The 20,660-nt window shown below is 30.9% G+C and carries 12 protein-coding genes and 3 tRNA genes; 14 read left to right on the top strand and 1 reads right to left on the bottom strand.

Translation table 11 applies throughout. From position 1 onward, the window contains the following. Nucleotide 1: 1 nt before the first annotated feature. Nucleotides 2-904, bottom strand: coding sequence for an NHL repeat-containing protein (locus AC27L2_RS00615; RefSeq protein ID WP_487209712.1), 903 nt, complete (start codon nt 902-904; stop codon nt 2-4). Between the two features lie 167 nt (nt 905-1,071). On the opposite strand from AC27L2_RS00615, the gene AC27L2_RS00610 reads away from it, so the two are divergent. The 14 genes from AC27L2_RS00610 (at nt 1,072) to AC27L2_RS00545 (ending at nt 20,654) form a co-directional block, all read left to right on the top strand. Continuing rightward, nucleotides 1,072-4,758 carry a hypothetical protein gene (locus AC27L2_RS00610; RefSeq protein ID WP_487209711.1) on the top strand — a complete coding sequence of 1,229 codons (3,687 nt, stop codon included), beginning with the start codon at nt 1,072-1,074 and terminating at the stop codon, nt 4,756-4,758. Between the two features lie 78 nt (nt 4,759-4,836). Further along, a tRNA-Gln gene (locus AC27L2_RS00605) sits at nt 4,837-4,909 on the top strand. Between the two features lie 78 nt (nt 4,910-4,987). Then, nucleotides 4,988-5,935 carry an aldo/keto reductase gene (locus AC27L2_RS00600; RefSeq protein ID WP_487209710.1) on the top strand — a complete coding sequence of 316 codons (948 nt, stop codon included), beginning with the start codon at nt 4,988-4,990 and terminating at the stop codon, nt 5,933-5,935. Between the two features lie 46 nt (nt 5,936-5,981). Further along, nucleotides 5,982-6,077: transfer RNA gene (locus AC27L2_RS00595), tRNA-Glu, on the top strand. Between the two features lie 25 nt (nt 6,078-6,102). Next, nucleotides 6,103-6,345 carry a GIY-YIG nuclease family protein gene (locus AC27L2_RS00590; RefSeq protein ID WP_487209709.1) on the top strand — a complete coding sequence of 81 codons (243 nt, stop codon included), beginning with the start codon at nt 6,103-6,105 and terminating at the stop codon, nt 6,343-6,345. 4 nt (nt 6,346-6,349) lie between these two features. Then, nucleotides 6,350-6,423: transfer RNA gene (locus AC27L2_RS00585), tRNA-Glu, on the top strand. A gap of 380 nt (nt 6,424-6,803) precedes the next feature. Next, on the top strand, nt 6,804-7,136 hold the full coding sequence (locus AC27L2_RS00580; protein WP_487209708.1) for a (2Fe-2S) ferredoxin domain-containing protein: 333 nt from the start codon (nt 6,804-6,806) through the stop codon (nt 7,134-7,136). Continuing rightward, nucleotides 7,126-7,773, top strand: coding sequence for an endonuclease III (nth, locus tag AC27L2_RS00575; protein ID WP_487209707.1), 648 nt, complete (start codon nt 7,126-7,128; stop codon nt 7,771-7,773). Before AC27L2_RS00580 ends, nth begins: the two co-directional genes overlap by 11 nt. A gap of 18 nt (nt 7,774-7,791) precedes the next feature. Then, nucleotides 7,792-8,361: an HDIG domain-containing metalloprotein gene (locus tag AC27L2_RS00570; RefSeq protein WP_487209706.1), complete on the top strand. Its 570-nt coding sequence runs from the start codon at nt 7,792-7,794 to the stop codon at nt 8,359-8,361. Between the two features lie 146 nt (nt 8,362-8,507). Beyond that, nucleotides 8,508-12,443 carry a type IX secretion system sortase PorU gene (porU, locus tag AC27L2_RS00565; protein ID WP_487209705.1) on the top strand — a complete coding sequence of 1,312 codons (3,936 nt, stop codon included), beginning with the start codon at nt 8,508-8,510 and terminating at the stop codon, nt 12,441-12,443. A gap of 62 nt (nt 12,444-12,505) precedes the next feature. Beyond that, nucleotides 12,506-13,696 (top strand): type IX secretion system outer membrane channel protein PorV, encoded by a 1,191-nt coding sequence (gene porV, locus AC27L2_RS00560; RefSeq protein ID WP_487209704.1) that lies wholly within the window; start codon nt 12,506-12,508, stop codon nt 13,694-13,696. Nucleotides 13,697-13,702: 6 nt separating this feature from the next. Continuing rightward, nucleotides 13,703-16,705, top strand: a complete 3,003-nt coding sequence (locus tag AC27L2_RS00555) for a T9SS-dependent M6-like inactivated metalloprotease (protein WP_487209703.1) — start codon at nt 13,703-13,705, stop codon at nt 16,703-16,705. An 18-nt stretch (nt 16,706-16,723) separates the two neighbouring features. Further along, nucleotides 16,724-19,789, top strand: a complete 3,066-nt coding sequence (locus AC27L2_RS00550; protein WP_487209702.1) for a TolB family protein — start codon at nt 16,724-16,726, stop codon at nt 19,787-19,789. A gap of 13 nt (nt 19,790-19,802) precedes the next feature. Further along, a complete protein-coding gene (locus AC27L2_RS00545; RefSeq protein WP_487209701.1) occupies nt 19,803-20,654 on the top strand; it encodes a hypothetical protein in 852 nt (283 codons plus the stop codon). The last annotated feature ends 6 nt before the right edge of the window (nt 20,655-20,660 follow it).

The following is a 20,660-nucleotide window of genomic DNA, read 5'->3' as shown; positions in this document are numbered from 1 at the left end:
TTTATTCAGATATGATTTTATAAATCAAAATTGTTTTTGGAGTTAGTAAAAATAATTTCTGGTTGAATATGAAACAGTCTGAAATTATATCATCAATTTTAGGGTCAAAATTTTTGAATTCGGTTATTTGAGAATTATTCATTGATAAAGAAAAATAAATCATTTTTTGTGTGCAAATTGTAATTCCAGAAAATGTTGAATTAATATTAATCAATTCTTCTTGAAATTTTATTTTGGAAATGTTGTTGCCGAACAAATCATAAATCAGAAGGAAGTTATTATCTATTACTAAAATTTTATTATCAGTAATTGTAAATGCTCTAGGGTTCTGTAAAGCAAAGTCCCCAAATTCTCTGCTCCCAATCTCAGCAAGGAATTTCCCTGTTGAAGTGAATTTTAAAATTCTTGAATTGTCGGAATCAATTAGAAAAATATCTCCTTGATTTGAAACTGCCGTTCCAGTTGGATAACGAAATTTATATGAGTCATTATCAATTGAATTAGCTGATAGGGAAGAAATGTAATTTAAGTCTTTGTCGAATATTTGAATTCTGTCATTAAATTTATCTGCTACATAGACATTTAATGTTGTAGCAGTTACATCTTTTGGGAAGTCGAAAGAATTATTGTCGAATCCATATCCACCAAAAGTTTTTAATGTATTTCCGAGAGTATCTAACTTTATTATTTCATTTTCAGCTGCATCTGTAACATAAATATATCCCGAAGGATTAATGCTGAAAGCATAAGCTGAATTAAATAAACCAATTTGATTTTGATATAAAAAAGTTTGTGCAATAATTTTTTTATTCGTGAAAGAAAAAACAATCAAAAGTAAAATTGACATGTAAGATATTAATCTTCTTTTGGTCAAAATGTTTTTCATTGCAGGAAAGAATTTCATTCGTATTGATTTTATTATTAAAGAATTAAGTCAAAAATTCGATTATGAATTATAAAAAAATACTTTTGCTTACAGGCACAATTTATGTAAGATTTTACTTAATTAAAATAAGTTTATTTATTAAATTTGTTTCAAACATAAGGCTATAAATTGTTGCCGGGGGAGAAATGAAAAAATCATTATTAATACTTGCATCAGTTATTTTATTGCTTTCTTCATGCAAATTAAAAGAAGAAAGTGATATTACAGGAACTGGAGGCGAAGGAATTTCAACTCAATTAAAATTATTATCCCCTAATGGTGGCGAAACTATTGTAGAAGGTAGCTCTTTTGATATTAAATGGAGCGGAAAAACTACTTCGCTTATTAAAATTTTATATTCATTCGATAATGGATTAAGCTGGAACTTAATTGCAGACAGTTTGCAAAACTTAGGTGTGTATGCATGGTTCCCTGTTCCGAGCACTATTTCAACTCAATGCAAAATAAGAATTGCATCAGTTGATGGCTCAACTTCTGATGAAAGTGATGATGTGTTCAGCATAATTAGAAGTACAAATGAAAGCTTAAAAATTACATCACCAAATGGTGGAGAAGAATGGGAAGCTGGTTCTTCAAAACAAATAAAATGGTTTAGCACTGGAATAGATTCTGTAATAATTGAATATACAACTGATAATGGAAATCATTGGAATTATATAACTACAGATAGAAAAAACACAGGAATTTATTACTGGGAACCAATTCCAAATACTCCATCAACTTTAGCAAAAGTTAGAATTAAAGATGCTAAAGATGGAATACCTTCAGCAGAAAGTGAAAAACCTTTTAATATTCTGCCTGAACCAAAGATTACAGTCACCATTCCTAATGGAAAAGAAATTTGGCTTGCAGGTTCTTCTCAAAAAATTGAATGGATTTCAGAAAATGTTGAAAATGTAAAAATTGCTTACACTACTAATAATGGTTATAACTGGAATACAATTATCGAGTCATATCCAAGTGTAGGTTTTTATGAATGGAAAGAGGTTCCAAATGTTAATTCAAAATTGTGCAAAGTTAGAGTATATGATGCAAAAGATGGAGAGCCATGGGATGTTTCAGATGAACCATTTGAAATAACAAACCAAATAAGTCAATCAATAAAAATTATTAGCCCTAATGGAGGTGAAAGCTGGCAGGCTGGAACTTCACAAAATATTACATGGTCTTCAGTTGGAATTACTAAAGTAAAAATAGAATATTCTTCTAATAATGGCTTAACATGGAATGAAATAATTAATAATTTACCAAACTCAGGTGCTTATGAATGGAATGTCCCAAATACTTTGTCAACACAATGTCTTGTTAGAATAAGTGATGCAGAAGATGGCAACCCTGTTTCACAAAGTGAAAAAGTATTTAAAATTATTCCTAAACCTGAAATTAAAGTTTTATATCCAAACGGTGGTGAATCATGGACAGCTGGAGTGTTAGATACAATTAGATGGCAATCAATCGGAGTTGAAAATGTAACAATTATGTTTACAGCAAATAATGGAATTACATGGGATAAGCTCGTTGAAAAAGCTCCATCAAATGGGAAATATGCTGCAAGTTTTACTTCGCCATCCAATCAATATAAAATAAGAATTTTTGATTACGACAGAGGTTCTCCAATAGATGAAAGTGATGGAACATTTACAGTATTGCCTGAACCAAACATTACAGTATTAACACCTAACGGCGGAGAAGAATGGTATGCAGGGTCAAGTGATAACATTAAATGGATATCAACAAATATTGAATATGTGAAAATTGAATATACAACAAATAATGGTGCAGTCTGGAATACAATTGTTGATAGGACTGAAAGTGATGGAGTATACAGCTGGAATCAGATACCAAATGTAAGTTCATTATTGTGCAAAATAAGAATTAGTGATGCTGATGATGGAATTCCTGCAGATGTTTCGGATGATGTTTTTACAATTATCAATAAAGGGAATCAATTAATAAGGGTAACAAGTCCAAACGGCGGAGAAAAATTAACTGCCGGCTCTTCATTTAACATAACATGGGATGCAGCAGGAATTACAAATGTAAAAATTGAATATACAACAAATAATGGAATTTCCTGGAATACAATTGTAAACAGCACACCAAGCACGGGATTTTATAATTGGGCAATAGTGCCGAGCACTGCTTCTACAAATTGTAAAATTAGAATTAGTGATGCACAGGATGGATATCCATCCGATGAAAGTGACAACTTCTTCTCAATTGAACCTGAGCCAAGAATAAAAGTATTGGAACCTAACGGAGGTGAAAGCTGGAATTATGGAACACCAGAAGAAATTAGATGGGAATCAGAAAATATTAAAAATGTTAAGATAGAATACACAACAGATGGAGGAGGCAGCTGGACAACAATTGTTAATAGTATCCCAAGTATAGGTTCATATATCTGGAATGATATTCCAAACATTAATTCTAATCAATGTAAAATAAAAATTAGTGATGCAGAAGATGGTTTACCTTACGATTTATCTGATAACAACTTCCAGATTTCAAATCAGGTTATTCAAACTATCAGAATTATATCTCCAAATGGTGGAGAAAAATGGCAGTCAGGTACTTCAAAAAACATTACATGGGATTCTAAGGGAATTAACAATGTTGACATTGATTACACAATTAATAATGGATTAACATGGATTCCAATTGCAAAGAATATTCCAAGTTCTGGTTCTTATGAGTGGAATCCAATTCCAACAGTTAATTCAACACAATGTAAAGTAAGAGTAAGAGATGCCGCAGATGGTGAACCATCTGATGAAAGTAATGCTACATTTACAATTCAGCCGAGTCAATCTATTGAAGTAATATATCCTTATTCAGGTGTTGAGTTGCTTTCAGGAGAAAAATTCAAAATCCAGTGGAGGTCAACTGGAATTGAATATGTAAAGATTGAATTCAATCCTTATAATTCAACAAATAAATCTGATTGGGTAGTTCTTGTTGATAGTGTTTCAGGAACTGATGAAGGTAATGGAATTCGTTCATATGAAGCAAGTTTTTCTGTTGTATCTGATAATTATGTAATTCGAATAAGTGATGCAGTCGATGGAACTCCAATGGATTATTCTGATGGTGTATTCAAAGTTAAACCTGCACCAACAATTAATGTAATAGTTCCAAATGGCGGCGAGCAATGGTTAGCAACCAAATCTAATGTATCAACAACAGATTATCAAAATTATCATCCTTATGAAATTAGATGGAATGCAAATAACATTCAGAAAGTTAAGATTGAATGGTCAACAAATGGTGGAGGAAGTTGGCATACAGTACCTGGTGCAGAAAGCACAGAGAATGATGGTATTTTCATCTGGGCACCGGGTCATAAAGATTTAATTCGACCCGATAGTTCAGACAATTGTAAAATTAGAATTTCTTCAGCTGACCCTGGTGTAACTGCAATTGATGAATCTGATGGCTATTTTTCAATTCATTCAAGCAAAAAGATTAGAATTGAATATCCAAATGGTGGACAATATTTCTATTTAACAGCTGATGAAATGCAGAATCCTAAACCTTCGAACCATTGGCCATTGTTGATTAAGTGGACAAGTTATGCAATCTCTGGAAATGTTAATATTTATTACAGCATTCAAAATGGTGCCGAAGGAACATGGAAACCTATAGTAACAAATTATCCTTCTACAGGTGCATACGGTTGGGACTTTATTTTTGGAACTGTTAAAGAATTATTGCCCTCATCGTTATTAAGAATTAAAATTGTAGATTCATCAGATTCAAGTGTATGGGATATTAATGATAATCCAATAAATCTTAACATAATTGGAAATTAATTTTGAAAAATAATTGATTAAATAATTGTCAGGTTGAAATTATATGAATGATTTTTGTTAATTTTGCTTAGTGATTTTTGCCCCGTGGTGTAATTGGCAACACGTCTGACTCTGGATCAGAAGACTTCAGGTTCGAGCCCTGACGGGGCAGCTAAAAGTTTAAGTTCTTTATGAATCCTTTCATTTATCTTCATTTAACAAATCTTATTTTTTAATAAAAGGAGTTGATATGCAAACACGTCAATTAGGTAAGAATGGACCTTTTATTACTTCAATTGGTTTTGGTGCTTGGGCTATTGGAGGACCTTGGCAATATGGCTGGGGAAAAGTTGATGATGATGAATCTATAAAAGCAATTCACACAGCAATAGATAACGGAATAAACTGGATTGATACTGCAGCAGTTTATGGCTTTGGACATTCTGAAGAAATAGTAGGAAAAGCTTTAAAAGTGATTCGTCACAAAGTTTTTATTGCTACAAAATGCGGAATGCTAAATGATGGGAAAGGAAATGCTGTAGTTAATTTAAAACCAGAAAGTATTAGAAAAGAAATTGAAGAAAGTCTACGACGACTTCAAACTGATTACATTGATTTATATCAATTTCATTGGCCCGACCCGAATACACCTGTTGAAGATTCATGGGGGACAATGGTAGAATTACAACAAGAAGGGAAAGTAAGATATATTGGAGTATGCAATTTTGATGTCCCGCTCTTAGAAAAATGTATGAAGATTGCAAGAGTTCAATCACTTCAACCTCCTTACAGTTTATTAAGAAGAGACATTGAAAAAGAAATCCTTCCGTATTGTCTGCAAAACGATATTGGAGTTATAGTTTATAGTCCAATGCAAGCTGGATTATTAACTGGAAAGTTTGATATAAATAAAATTGCTGAAGATGATTGGAGAAGAAAAAACAGAATGTTTCAAGAACCATTTTTATCAAAAGCTTTGGAGTTTGTCGATAAGCTAAGACCAATTGCTGAAAGGTCAAATAAATCTGTTGGTAATTTAGCAGTAGCTTGGGTATTAAAAAATAAAGCTGTAACTGCAGCAATTGTTGGAGCAAGAAATAGTCAACAGGTTCTCGAAAATATTCAAGCTGATAATTATGTTTTAACAGATGATGAAATGAATGAGATTTCAAAACTTTTACAAGAAATGGGTTTATAATTTGATATTGCTTAATTGTAATTCTATTTTTGCTTAAGTTCTTAATGGCGCATTCGTCTAGTGGTTTAGGACGCCGCCCTCTCAAGGCGGAGATCACGGGTTCTCCCGAAGGGATTCCTTTGGAAGAATCCCGTATGCGCTACTAAAAAGTAATAGAAAGAGAATATATGTATTATGCATACATATTAAAAAGCAAAAAAGATGGAACATATTACTATGGTTCAACGAGTGATATTGAGAGCAGATTAAGAGATCATAATTCAGGGAAAGTAAGATATACTAAAGGACATCTACCATATGAAATACATTATTATGAAAAATATGATACGAGGATCGAAGCTGTAAGGAGAGAAAGGTTTTTTAAGACAATAGAAAGTTACCGATGGTTGAAAGAAAGAGGAATAATATAAAAATGGCGCATTCGTCTAGTGGTTTAGGACGCCGCCCTCTCAAGGCGGAGATCACGGGTTCGAATCCCGTATGCGCTACAGAATTTAAATAATTTTCAAGGCGGAGATCACAGGTTCTCCCGAAGGGATTCCTTTGGAAGAATCCCGTATGCGCTACTAATCTAAAAATTATTTTTGGATAGAAATTATAGCTTCTTTTGAAAAGATTGCTTTGAAAAATATAGTAAGCTAATTGATTTTAATCATTTGTAAAGATTAAAAACACTATTTCATCTAAATGCTGATTCCGTATGAGAAATAATTTTTTTGATTTTAACATTTATTTGAAGATTATCATTTTTATGAAAAATTGTATTTTGTTATGAATCTCGTATTCAAAAGTTAATTGATAAATTAATTCTTGTTGCTTTGTAAAGAAAATTACATCAGAATATTTTCTAATTCTTGAGTTAAAAATATTGGCAAGATTCGAAAAACATATCTTCATTTGTGAAAATAGAAGAGATAACAATGATCCGCGAGGATGCTGTGCAAATAAAAATTCTATTGCTGTTCGAGAACTTTTTAAAAGAAGATTAAAAGAATTAGATATGAACTCGAAAATAAGAGCAAATTCTTCAGGGTGTCTTGATGCATGTAAATTTGGTCCTGTAATTGTAGTTTACCCTGAACAAATTTGGTATGGCAATGTAACAATTGATGATGTCGAAGAGATAATTCAGAATCATATTTTAAATAACAAACCTGTTGAAAGATTATTAATCAAAGAAAAAAAATTTAATGAGCAATAATTTAGAAGAAGAAAAAAAACGAATAAAAAAAATTATTGAATTACTATTAAAAGAATATCCAAACGCTAAAACCGCACTAAATTATTCAAATCCATTTCAATTGTTAATCGCAACAATTCTTTCTGCACAGTGCACAGATGAAAGAGTAAATTTAGTTACCAAAGATTTATTTAAGAAATACAAAAAGCCCCAGGATTTTTTAAATGTTCCCCCGGAAGAAATTGAAAAAGATATTTATTCAACTGGATTTTATAAACAAAAAACAAAAAGTATTATAAAATGTTGTTCTGCACTTGTTGAAAAATATAATGGTAAAGTGCCAGATAATTTTGATGAACTTGTAAAATTGCCGGGAGTAGGAAGAAAAACTGCATCAGTGGTAGCAGGCAATGCTTTTAATATTCCCTCAATTGCAGTTGATACTCATGTGACAAGATTAACCAATCTTCTTGGATTTGTTGATACAAGTGACCCTGTTAAAATTGAGTTTAAGCTGAAAGAATTACTTCCTGAAAAATATTGGATTGTATCTTCAAATCTTTTAATTAATCATGGAAGAAAAGTTTGCATAGCACGCCGTCCCAAGTGTTCGGAATGTATAATTTGCAAATATTGTCCATCATGTAAAATATCATAAATTAAAAAAGAGTTTACTATGAATAATGATTTAATGCACAATCGAAGTTACTGCCTTGATTTATTAAAACAGTATACTAAAAGTGAAAATCTTTTAAAACATGCTTATGCAGTAGAATCATGTGTTCGTGCATATGCAGAAAAATTTGGTGAAGATATTGAATACTGGGGAAATGTTGCTCTTCTTCATGATTTTGATTATGAACAATTTCCTACTGCAGAAGAACATCCATACAAAGGCGCAGAAATTTTGAAACGATTAGGATTCGAACAGGAATTTATTGATGCAATTTTATCTCATGCTGATTATACAAACGTCCCAAGAGATACTTTGTTGAAAAAAGTTTTGTTCGCTTGTGATGAATTAGCCGGATTTTTAACTGCAGTTGCATATGTAAGACCATCAAAAACAATTGATGAAGTTGAAGTCAAATCTGTTATTAAAAAGATGAAAGATAAAGCTTTTGCAAGAGCTGTAAGCAGAGAGGATATTATTAAAGGTGCACAGGACTTAGGAATTCCTCTCGAAGAACACATTCAGTTTTGTATTGATGCAATGAGAAAAAATAAAGAACTGCTCGGACTTTGATTATTCATGAATTCAAATTATTAGCTTGACAAGTTACATTCATTTTGTCTAAATTTGACACCAAATTTATGGAGATATATTATAGAGAGTTTCTTTACTATTCTTGAACTAAAAATTGGTAAGAGTTAATTAATAAGATAGTTCTGATGAAAACAAAATTCTCTATAATATTTCTCCTTTTTATTTTAAATGCAGTTATCAATGCTCAGGATATAAAGGTTCTCTCCTCGAATTCTAATTCAATTGTATTTGAATATTCTCCAATTATTTTGGATACCTCTTTCATATATCTGAATGGAGAAAAGTTTTTCACTCTTACAATCCCAAATACTTACATAGATTTTATTTCAAAAGAAGAAAGTCCAAAATTACCTGTTCGCGAAGTAAATATTGGTGTGCCTTCAGAATTTGGAAACACAATTCAAATTATTTCTTCTGAATACGAAGAATTTCCAGGAATTTACCTCCCTAAAAATTTATCAGAAAGAGATTCTATAATTTACTTCTCCAATATAAATTCTTTAGATAACGACTTGGTAACATTTGGAGATTATGGATTAGTTAGAAATCTCCCTGTTCAATCAGTAAAAATTTATCCCGTGCATGTTGATTATCAGAATAAAATTACGAGGGTTTATAAAAAAATTATTATTAATGTTAACTTTGGCAGAATCCTGGAAAAGTATGAATTGATTAAAGAAGATTTTCTTAGTAATGTAATTCTAAATTGGGAATTTGCTAAGAATTGGGGAATTCCAGAGACAAAATTATTTAAAATCTCTAAGGCAGTTCTTTCAAGTGGAACATGGTATAGATTCGAAATCCCTGAAGAAGGAATTTATAAAATTGACAGAAGTTTCCTTCAAAGTTTAGGGATTGATGTAAATACTATTGATCCAAGAACAATTCAGATTTTTAGCATCTGTGGCTATGCTCTTCCAGAAAATTATTTAACACAGAGTAACATTGGCTTAAAAGAAGTTGCAATTTATATCTCAGGTGAAAGTGACGGCAAGTTTGATCAATCCGACTACATTTTATTTTATGGAAGAAATACAGAAGCTTGGGAATATGATTCATCTGTAAAAAAAATTGTTAGAGTAAAACATCCTTACACAAAGAAAAGTTATTACTGGTTGACTTTTGGAAAGACTAATGGCAAAAGAGTTTCTATAAAATCTTCTTTGAATTTGCCTAATGTTTCTCAACAGCAATATACATTTGCATACAAAAGTAACGATAAGGACAGCATAAAAGTTGGACCATCTGGAAGAGAATATTATGGAGATGAATTCAGTGGCACAAGAAACAGCAGAAATTACATAACAACATTAACTGGAATTCTGCCAAATTCAAGAGTGAATTATAATTTTAGATTAATCAATACTTCTACTTCAATTGTGAATTATTCTATAAGCGAGAGCAACAAATTAATTTACAGTGGTTCAATTTCAAGAATATATGATTATTATTACGGAAGAGCAGATTATGGCACTGTTTATTATGATGGGAATCTTACAGATGAAAGAAGCAATTTGAAAATTTCCATAAATACTCTATCAGCAGGCGTTAAAGTTTATCTTGATTATTTTGAAATTGAATACAAAAGAAAATTAGAAGCCGCAGGCGATTATTTATTATTCTTTTCTAAAGATACTACAGGAGTAGTCGAATACAAGATAACAAATTTTTCAAACAGTAATATTTTTGTGTTTGATGTAACAGACAGCTGGGATGTAAAATTAATTGATGGTGCTTCGATAAGCGGAGGAGAAATAAAATTTCAATCTAGTGAAGAAAAAAATAAGGTATCTAAATATATAGCTGTAAATCCAAATGCATTTAAAACACCACAAAACGGAACAAGCATAAATGTTACAAACATTACTGAAAATATTTCTGGTAGCGAAATGATAATCATCTCCAATAAATTCTTCCGCAATCAAGTTGAACGATATGCTAATTACAGAGCTAATCAATCACCATACAAATTATCAACTTCAATTTTTTATGTTGATGATATTATGAATGAGTTTTCTGGAGGTTTGCTTGATCCAACATCCATTAGAAATTTTCTAAAGTATGCTTATGATAATTGGCAGACTAAACCTTTTTATGTTCTTTTATTCGGGGATGGAGATTATGATTATCTAAATACAATTAAAGAAAACATAGATAAAAATTTTGTCCCTACATATCAAACTCAAGAATCTTTAGATGAGATTGCTTCTTACGTAATGGATGATTACTATGCAAGAGTTTCAGGTTTTGATAAAAAAGCTGATTTAGCAATTGGAAGATTGTGTGTTCAATCAGAAACAGATGCAGAAGCTGTTGTGAATAAAATTATTGAATATGAAAATAATCTTGAAAAAAGTATCTGGCGTTCAACGATTACATTGGTTGCAGATGATGGTCCCCAAGCTGTTGGGAAGGATGATGGAGATATGCATACAAGACAATCAGAATATTTATCCTTAGTGAAAATTCCAACATATTTTACACAGAATAAAATTTATTTAGCTGCTTATCCAACAGTATATACTGGATTAGGAAGAAGAAAGCCGGATGTAAATAAAGCAATCATAAGTGCAATTAATAATGGTACATTAATTTTAAACTGGATTGGTCATGGCAATCCAAATACTTGGGCACATGAATATGTTTTTGAAAAAGCATCAACAATTCCTCAATTGAAAAATCAAAATTATTTTTTCCTTACAGCTGCTACATGCGACTTTGGCAAATTTGATGACCCTGATGAACAGAGTTCAACGGAAATTATGATTAATATGCTAAACAGTGGAGCAATTGGAGCTTTTACAGCTGCTCGTGTAGTTTATGCAGATGCTAATGCTGAAATTAACAATACTTTTTATAGTTATTTATTTAGTCGTGAAAATGATAATTTGCCAATGTGCATAGGTAAAGCTTTTTATTTAACAAAAAATATTAGAACTCAGCAAAATGATGAAAAATTTCATCTCTTTTGTGACCCTGCTTTAAGATTAGATGAACCAATTTTATCAGCTTCTATCGATTCCATTAACGGGAACACTCTTAATTCATCTGTTCAGATTAATGCACTTGGCGAAGTAAAAATTAATGGAACAGTGAAAGATTCTCGTAATTCAAAACTAAATTTTAATGGAGAAGCTATCATTAGTGTTTTTGACTCTGATAAACTTGTAGAATTCAAAGAAATGAAATATACTGTAACAATGCCGGGAGGATTAATCTACAGAGGCAGAACTACTGTTAATGATGGAAAATTTCAAACTGAATTTGTAGTCCCAAAAGATATTTCTTATGAAAATAAAAATGGAAAGATTACTGCATACATTTTTAATGATGAAACAGATGGAATTGGTTATACAGGAGATATAATTGTAGGAGGAACAAATCCAAATGCTGTAAATGACGGCAAAGGTCCAGAAATCCAAATCTTCTTTGATAATGAATCTTTTGAAAATTCTTATTTAGTAAATCCTGATTTTACATTGATAGTCAAACTAAAAGATCAAACTGGAATTAATACAACTGGTGCAGGTATTGGCCATAAATTAGAAGGTATTCTCAATGATGATGAAAATAATGCTATCGATTTTACAAATTATTTTGTTGGAGATTTAAATTCGGCAGGCAAATCGGGCGTAATAAAATATAAATTTGCTTCATTTCAACCGGGTGATTACAAGATAACAATAAAAGCATGGGATGTTTTCAACAATTTTTCTTCAGAAGATGCATACTTTACAGTTGTTTCGCCTGATGTTGGATTAAGTATCAGAAATGTTTATAATTTCCCAAATCCATTTTCATCATCTACAACTTTTACTTTTCAGCATAATATTGCTTCGGAAATAAATGTTAAAGTGAAAATTTATACAGTTGCAGGAAGATTAATTAAAGAAATAGAAGAAAGAAACATTCTCGATAAATTTGTAAAAATTGATTGGGATGGAAGAGACTACGATGGCAATTCAGTTGCAAATGGAACTTATCTTTATAAAATTTTAGTTGAATCTTCTGATGGGAAATTAAAAGATAGTACACTTGGTAAAATTGCAGTTATTAGATAAGATAAATTTTATATTTTTTGAATAAACAAAAACTTTTTAATTAATTTAATCAGGAGGAACATATGAAAAGAATAATGATGATTATGATGCTGATATTTATGTTATTAGGCATAGAGAAGATTAGTGCACAAGGCGAAGCAGCACTGCCATTTTTATTGATTGCACCAGATTCAAGAGCAGGTGGCATAGGTGAATCGGGAACCGGACTTGCAGACAACTCAGCTGCAATTTTCTGGAACCCTGCTGGTATTGCTTTCCTTACAGGTTCAGAAGTCAGCTTTACTCATAGTAACTGGCTTCCAGAATTTCATCTCGATTTATTTTATGACTATGCAACTTATCGACAATATATAGAAGATATAAGCGGAAGTATTACTGCAAGTGTTACATATATGAACTATGGAGAATTTGTTCGAACATTATCAAATTCACCGGAGCCTGTAGGAACATTCAGGTCTTATGATGCTGCTTTGACTGTTGGTTATGCAACAAAATTGAGCAACGATTGGGGCTTGGGATTTAATTTTAGATTAATCCACAGTCGTCTTGCAGATAAACCAACAGAACAAGAACAAGGGAAAGGAGTTGCTACAACTGTGAGTTTTGATATCGGTGCAATGTGGAGACCCGAAAAATTTAATTTGCCTTTTATTGGTAATATGGGAAATAGATTTAGTCTTGGCATGAACTTGAGTAATTTAGGTCCAAAAATTTATTATATCGATCAAGCTCAGGCAGACCCTATTCCAACAAACTTTCGACTTGGTATTGCTACAAGATTATTTCAGGATGATTTTAATTCTTTAACATTGACTCTTGATTTTAGTAAACTTCTTGTAGATAAAGGCGAAGCTTTTAGAGGTCAGGTTGATTCAACTGTTACTGTTAAGAAAAAAAGAAAAGAATTTTATCAAGCAATCTTTACTGCTTGGGCAGATCAGCCAATTGGTGAAGAAATTCGTGACATTAATACTTCTGCAGGAATTGAATACTGGTATGGTCAACCCGGCGATTTTATGTTTGCCTTAAGAGCAGGATTTTTCTACGAAGACCCAGCTTTTGGAAACAGAAAATTTGTTACACTTGGTGCAGGTATTCGTTATGATATGTATGGCTTTGATTTTAGTTACCTAACTACAGATGTATTCAAAAACGGCGAAAATCATCCTCTCAATAATACCTTGAGATTTACTTTACTTATTGGCTGGGGAGCTGTTCCTCAAAAACAATTAGGATTTCCTCGCGGAATTTAATTTCTTATGAAAAAAATAATTTTATTTTTACTTTTATCAGGATTGAGCATTTTATATGCTCAATCCTTAAATCTGAGAGTGTTTCACAAACTTGATGAACCAAAAATTTTTAATTCTTCAGACACTCTGAAAATTCTTGCAGTGCTTGTTGAATTTAAAGAAGATAATGACCCAAATACTTTTGGCAATGGAAAGTTTGGTTCAATTTATTCTAAAAATTATGGTGATACAATTTTAGACCCTTACCCTCATGATGTTAAATATTTCGAAAATCATCTTGAGTTTGCTAAAAATTATTTCAGAAAAGTTTCTAATGGCAAATTAAATATTGCTTACACTGTTCTGCCCAAAGTAATAACAGTTTCTCAAATTATGAGAAATTATTCACCGCCGCCTTCTAAACCTGATGATTTATCAAATATTGCTAAGTTCGCAAAAGAAGTTTGGCACATTGCTGATTCAATTTACACTGATATTGATTTCTCAAAATATAATCTTTTCACAATTTTTCATGCTGGTGTTGGGAATGCATACTATCCAAATGGAAGATTGGGATTAGAAAGAGATTTGCCTTCAGTTTATTTAAGCGAAAATTCTTTGAAGTCAATTTTTGGAAATGATTTCGATGGTTTTAAAACAAAAAATTTTTCAATTAAGAATACAATTATTTTACCTACAACAGAATCAAAAGAAATTGATTCATTTGGAGAAAAAATTCTTTATCAAATGTCAATTAATGGATTAATTGTTGGAAACATTGCAAGCTATCTTGGATTGCCGGATCTATTTAATACAGAAACTGGTGTTACTGCAATCGATAGATTTGGTTTGATGGATGGTAATGCACTTTTTGCTTTCAATGGCACTTTCCCGCCTGAACCTTCTGCATGGGAAAAAATTTATCTCGGCTGGATTCAACCAGTTGTAATTGATAAGATTGGTAAAAAAATTAATATTGTTGCAAAACTTGCAGCTCAAATGAATGATACTGTTGTTGTAAAAGTTCCGATTAATTCTTCTGAATATTATTTAATTGAAAACCGACAGCGTGATGTAAAAAAAGATGGAGTAACTATTACATATAAAATCGGCAACGAAACCCGCACATTCCATGTAGATAAAGATAAACCAAGATTTAATTTTAGTAATGCCGATACATTAGCTGGAGTAATTACAGATGTAGATGAATTTGATTGGGCAGTTCCCGGAAATGGAATTGTAATCTGGCATATTGATGATAATATTATTAAAGAAAAAATTGCACTTAACAAAATAAATGCTGATATAAAGAACAAAGGTGTTGATGTTGAAGAAGCAGATGGTATTCAGGATATTGGTGAACACTTTACTTCTGTGCTTGGTGATTTTTATGGAATTGGAAGCGAAGAAGATTTTTGGTTTAAAGGAAACAAAGCTAAACTTTATAAAAATAAGTTTGGTCCTGATACAAAGCCAGATACAAAATCAAACAAAGGTGCTAATAGTTTAATTACAATTGAAAATTTTTCTGAATCAGACAATAAAATGTCGTTTGAAATAAAATTTGGAGAGAATTTCATTAAACCTATTTCATCAAATTTTTATGACTTCAAAAAAACTGAGATGCTTAGTATTCCTTCGGAAAATTATAATTCATTTTATATACTTGATGATAATAATCTGATAATAATTAATCGAAATCAATCTAAAATAAAATCTTACAACAATTTCAGTAATAAAAAAATTGCATCTGTGAATTATAACGGCAGTGATTTTATTTTTGGTGCTGTTGGAAATAAAATAAATTATTTAATTCAAAATCATTTTGAAGAATATTCTGGCAGCATTGATTTGTCATTTAAGATTACCTCCCCAATTGTAATTTCGAATGATAACAATAAATTATTTGCTTATGCAGGAACAGAAAACGGCAACATTGTAAAAATCAACATTGAATCTTTGAAGAATGATAGTGCTAATAAATATGATATTATAAAAATTGCTGATGAAGATGTAATTCAAATTTGTAAACCATACAACGGCAGTTATTTTTCTATTGTCACATCTTCATCATTTTATGATAATGAGAATTACAAATTAACCTTGCCTCATAAACCATTGAGAGCTGCATTGCTTTATAATAATTCTGCTTCAATTTTTACAAATGTAATTCTTACAGAAGGTAATTTCTTTTATGTAGTTGAAAAAGGAAGAGTAGTCAAAGAATTTAAGATTAATACTGAAAATCAAATAAATTCATTTTCTTTATTTGCAGATGTTGAAAGTGGAGAAGGTAAAATTTTATTGAACAATGGGAGAAAATTAGAAGCTTATAATCTCAATGGAACACTTCTGGAAAATTTCCCGATTCTTGAACCAGCCGGAGGAAATTTTATTTCTCTTCCTTTAACTGCAGATTTAAATGGTGATAGAGTAATTGATATAATTACTGCTTCTGACAGAGGGAATCTTTATGCATTTGATTCAAACACTGGAAAGGTTTTAGAATATTTTCCAATTACAATTGGAACAGAATTAATTTTAGCTCCTGCATTGTTTAATTATCTGCCCGAATCGATGTCACCTGTTTCAATCCAGGCTTTGATGATGATTGACAAAAATAATTATTTGCATCAATGGACAATTGGAGTAAAAAGTAATGATGCAAACTGGCAAAGTGAATTTTCTAATTCGATGAACAATTCATCTATTTCTTTTTCTAAAGTTTCGATTAATGATAAAAGATTTTTCCCTGAAGAAAAAGTTTATAATTGGCCCAACCCGGTTTATAACGACGAAACATTTATTCGTTTTTTTGTTTCGGAAAATTCTGAAATTAAAATAAGAATTTTCGACCTTGCAGGTGAATTGGTAGATGAATTAAGCGGTTATGCAAACGGCGGCTATGATAACGAAATTAAATGGAATGTAAAAAATGTTCAAAGTGGTGTTTACTTTGCTAATGTTGAAGCAAAATCTGAATCAGGGAAATTTGCAAATAAAGTAATTAAAATTGCTGTTATCAAATAAACATATCCAGATTCTCAAATGAAAAAATACATATCAATTTTTTTCTTGATTCCAATTTTAGTTCATGCTCAATTTAATGAATATGAGCCTGATTATGAATGGCTTACTATAAAAGGTGAACATGTTTATGTTCATTATCATCCTGAAGCCGAAAGAACTGCTCGAACAGTATTAAAAATTGCAGAAGAAGTTTGGGGACCAATAACTTCTCTTTATGAATATGAACCTGAGACGGTTCATTTTGTAATTAAGGATATTGATGATTATTCCAATGGTGCTACTTACTTTTTCGACAACAAAATTGAAATCTGGGCTTCTGCTCTTGATTTTGATTTGAGAGGAACACATAACTGGCTTCGTAATGTAATCTCGCATGAATTTACTCACATGGTTCAAATTCAATCATCAATGAAATTAAACAGAAGATTTCCTGCATTTTATTTTCAATTTATGAATTATGAAAAAAAGAGAAGACCGGATATACTCTATGGTTTCCCTAATTTTATTGCTTCTTATCCAATTGCATCTGTAAATGTACCTGCATGGTTTGCAGAAGGAACAGCTCAATACATGCGTAAAGAATTTGGTTATGATGATTGGGATACTCACCGCGATATGATTTTGCGATGTTATGCTTTAAGCAATAAAATGTTAACATGGAATCAAATGGGAGTATTTGATAAAACGAGTTTGGGAAATGAATCAGTTTATAATGCAGGTTTTGCTCTCACTCGTTATATCTCACAAAAATATGGTGAAGATAAATTGCAAAAAATTTCTCGTAAACTTGGCAAGCTTTCTAATTTTACAATTGATGCTGCTATCAAAGATGTAATTGGAATAACAGGCAAAGAATTATATGATGAATGGAAAACTTTTCTTAAGAATGATTACGAAAAAAGAATTAAAGATGTTCTTGAAAATCGTGTTGAAGGTGAATTAATTGCCCAAAAAGGATTTGGAAATTTTTACCCAGTTTTTTATGACAGCAGCAAAATTCTTTACATATCGAATAAAGAAAATGACTACTTTGGAATTTCCTCGATTTTCCTGCTTGATTTGAAAACAAAACAAGAAAAGCTGCTTGTTCCGCTTGTTCGTTCAACAATTGCAAGAATTCCTGGAGAAGATAAAATTGTTTATGCAAAATTGAGTGATGATAATCCAAGATGGAATAACATTCATGATTTATATGTCTATGATTTGAAAACTGAAAAAAGCAAAAGAATTACATTTGGATTAAGAGCAAATAATCCTGATGTATCACCTGATGGCAAGAAGATAGTTTTCTTATTTCAAAAAGATGGAACAACAAATGTTGGAATCGTAAATATTGATGGAACAGAATTTCGACAATTAACTTTTTTCAACAGCGGCGAACAAGTTTATAATCCAAAATTTTCTCCTGATGGAAGTTATGTAGTATTTGGTTATTCATTAAAAAATACAAGAGAGATTGCAAGAGTAAATACTGATGGAAGTAACTTCTCTATTTTAATCAGTAATGGTTACGATAATCGAGATGCAGTTTTTGACCATGAGGGAAATTTAATTTATTCATCTGATGAAACAGGAATTTTTAATTTGTATAAAATTAATCTTGATACGAAAGAAAAAGTTAGATTAACAAATGTTTTAGGAGGAGCATTTCAACCAACAGTAGATTTTAATGGAAATATAATTTATTCAGGATATACTGCTGATGGTTTTAAACTTTTTTACCTATCAAAACAAGAACAAAATAAAGTTAATAATTCGAAAAAATACATCTGGAGAAATAATCCACCGCTTTCGGAAGATAAACCAAAGGGAGATTTAGTTAATTTTAACTTATCACATCTAATAAATTATGACGACACCAATGTGCATAATTTTAATGCAGAAAAATATAAAGGTTATTTTTCACGTGTTAGCATTATTCCTTTTATTCGTTATGATAACTATACAACATCAAACTATGCAATTGACAGAATTAAACCCGGAGTTTATCTTGCTTCGAGTGATTACTTGAATCGATTCAGCTTTTTTGCTGGCGGAGCAATTAATAAACGATTTGAGAGAGATTTGTTTTTATCTTTTGAATATCGAGATAAGTTGCCGATACTTTATAAATTAGGCTTAAGACCAGAAGCAGGAGTAGAGATTTACAGCATAAGCAGAAAAGCTAACACTTTAATTTTATTCGACTCGCTTGATACATCATTTAATACAACAACTGATGTAACTTACAATTTGTTTGAAACTGATTTCTACCTTCGTCATAAAATTTTTACAGAAGGAAATAATTTAGAATTCAGATTTGTATTAAGCAGTTACACTGCAACACTTGGCAGTTTTATCTTCCCAAATACAAACATTTTATATCCAACTACAAACGATACATATTTTATTGGAAGAGATTTTCAGATTAAATATACACATGATGGAATTAGACCAACCGTTGATTCAGATATTAATCCAGTTGGAAGAAAAATTGAATTAAAATATGATTATGAATTCAATCGATATAATCCAGATGGAGAATATACAGTAGAAGATGGAATGCTGAAACCAAAGTATAAGAATTTCAATTTTCACAGAATTGAAATAAACTGGAAAGAATTTATTGAAATAAAGAAAGACCATACTTTAACAACACAATTTAGAGCAGCTTCAATATTAGGACCAACTGTGCCAGACTTTTTTGATTTTTATCTTGGCGGTTTAATTGGAATGAAAAGTTATCCATTTTATTCAGTCAGCGGAAATGAATTGGGTTGGATTAATTTAACATATCGATTCCCTTTAATAAAAAATATTGATACAAGAATTGGACATCTTTACATTGATAAAATTTATATGTCTGTCTATGGAGATTTTGGCAATGCATGGAATGGTAAAATTCCATCATTAAAAGATTTCAAAAAAGGAGCTGGCATCGAGCTGAGAATCAAAATGAATTCATTTTATATATTCCCAACAAGTTTATTTTTTAATGCAGCTTATGCGTTCGATAAATTTTCAAGAAAGATTATGAATGAAAATGTGACTTATGGTAAAGAGTGGAATTTTTACGGCGGTATTTTATTTGACTTCAATTTTTAAAGAAGAGGTAAAAATGAAAAGATTAATTTTAATAATGTTATTAAGTACATCAATCATTTTCTCTCAGCAGGAAAGTTTATCGGGAGTTTTAAAAATTGATTCTAAAATTTCATTTGTAAATTCATTAAAACAGGATTTAAAAACTGAGAATAACAATCCAAATAAAAAATCTCCTTTGCTTGGAGCTGTGCTTTCATTTGCTGTTCCAGGGGCAGGTCAATTTTATTCCAAGAGTTATATTAAAAGCGCAATTTTTGTTGCAATAGAAGCTGCTGCAATTACTGTTGGATTAATTTACAATAAAAAGGGGGACGACCAAACAGATTTTTTTCAGAGATTTGCAAATGAACATTGGGATGTTAAAAGATATGCTTTGTGGACAATTACCAATGCAGTTAAAATAAATCCTCAAGTTAACACAAATGATTTTAAAGTTTTTAATTCAGATGGTTCAGTAAACTGGAAAGAACTTAATCGCCTTGAAAATGCAATAGGTGGTTATTATTCTCATCATCTTGCACCATTTGGCGACCAGCAATATTATGAAATGATTGGCAAATATCCTCAATTTAATGTTGGATGGGATGATTTTGGGGATGAACATACTCCTTTCAATTATGGCGACCCACTTACTCCAAATTTTATTTATTACTCTCGTGAACGCGGAAAAGCAAATGATTTTTATAACATTGCATATAAAGCAGTTCTAATAATAATTACCAATCACATTATAAGTGCTGTTGATGCAGCATGGAGCACAAGCAGATATAATAAAAATTTGCAAATATCTGCTCAACTAAAAAAAGATGAAATTGGTTTTAGAACAATTTATTATCCTCAATTAAATTTGCAATACACATTTTAAGAAATT

The sequence above is a fragment of the Rosettibacter sp. KY25 genome (assembly GCF_057554405.1).
The sequence above is the reverse complement of the archived record's forward strand: the minus strand, read 5'-3'. Positions and strand labels throughout refer to the sequence as shown.

Bases quoted from the DNA above. Each gene is read 5' to 3' on its own strand.
- AC27L2_RS00615 (WP_487209712.1), bottom strand. From the start codon at position 904: ATGAAATTCTTTCCTGCAATGAAAAACATTTTGACCAAAAGAAGATTA.
- AC27L2_RS00610 (WP_487209711.1), top strand. From the start codon at position 1,072: ATGAAAAAATCATTATTAATACTTGCATCAGTTATTTTATTGCTTTCT.
- AC27L2_RS00600 (WP_487209710.1), top strand. From the start codon at position 4,988: ATGCAAACACGTCAATTAGGTAAGAATGGACCTTTTATTACTTCAATT.
- AC27L2_RS00590 (WP_487209709.1), top strand. From the start codon at position 6,103: ATGTATTATGCATACATATTAAAAAGCAAAAAAGATGGAACATATTAC.
- nth (WP_487209707.1), top strand. From the start codon at position 7,126: ATGAGCAATAATTTAGAAGAAGAAAAAAAACGAATAAAAAAAATTATT.
- AC27L2_RS00570 (WP_487209706.1), top strand. From the start codon at position 7,792: ATGAATAATGATTTAATGCACAATCGAAGTTACTGCCTTGATTTATTA.
- porU (WP_487209705.1), top strand. From the start codon at position 8,508: ATGAAAACAAAATTCTCTATAATATTTCTCCTTTTTATTTTAAATGCA.
- porV (WP_487209704.1), top strand. From the start codon at position 12,506: ATGAAAAGAATAATGATGATTATGATGCTGATATTTATGTTATTAGGC.
- AC27L2_RS00555 (WP_487209703.1), top strand. From the start codon at position 13,703: ATGAAAAAAATAATTTTATTTTTACTTTTATCAGGATTGAGCATTTTA.
- AC27L2_RS00550 (WP_487209702.1), top strand. From the start codon at position 16,724: ATGAAAAAATACATATCAATTTTTTTCTTGATTCCAATTTTAGTTCAT.
- AC27L2_RS00545 (WP_487209701.1), top strand. From the start codon at position 19,803: ATGAAAAGATTAATTTTAATAATGTTATTAAGTACATCAATCATTTTC.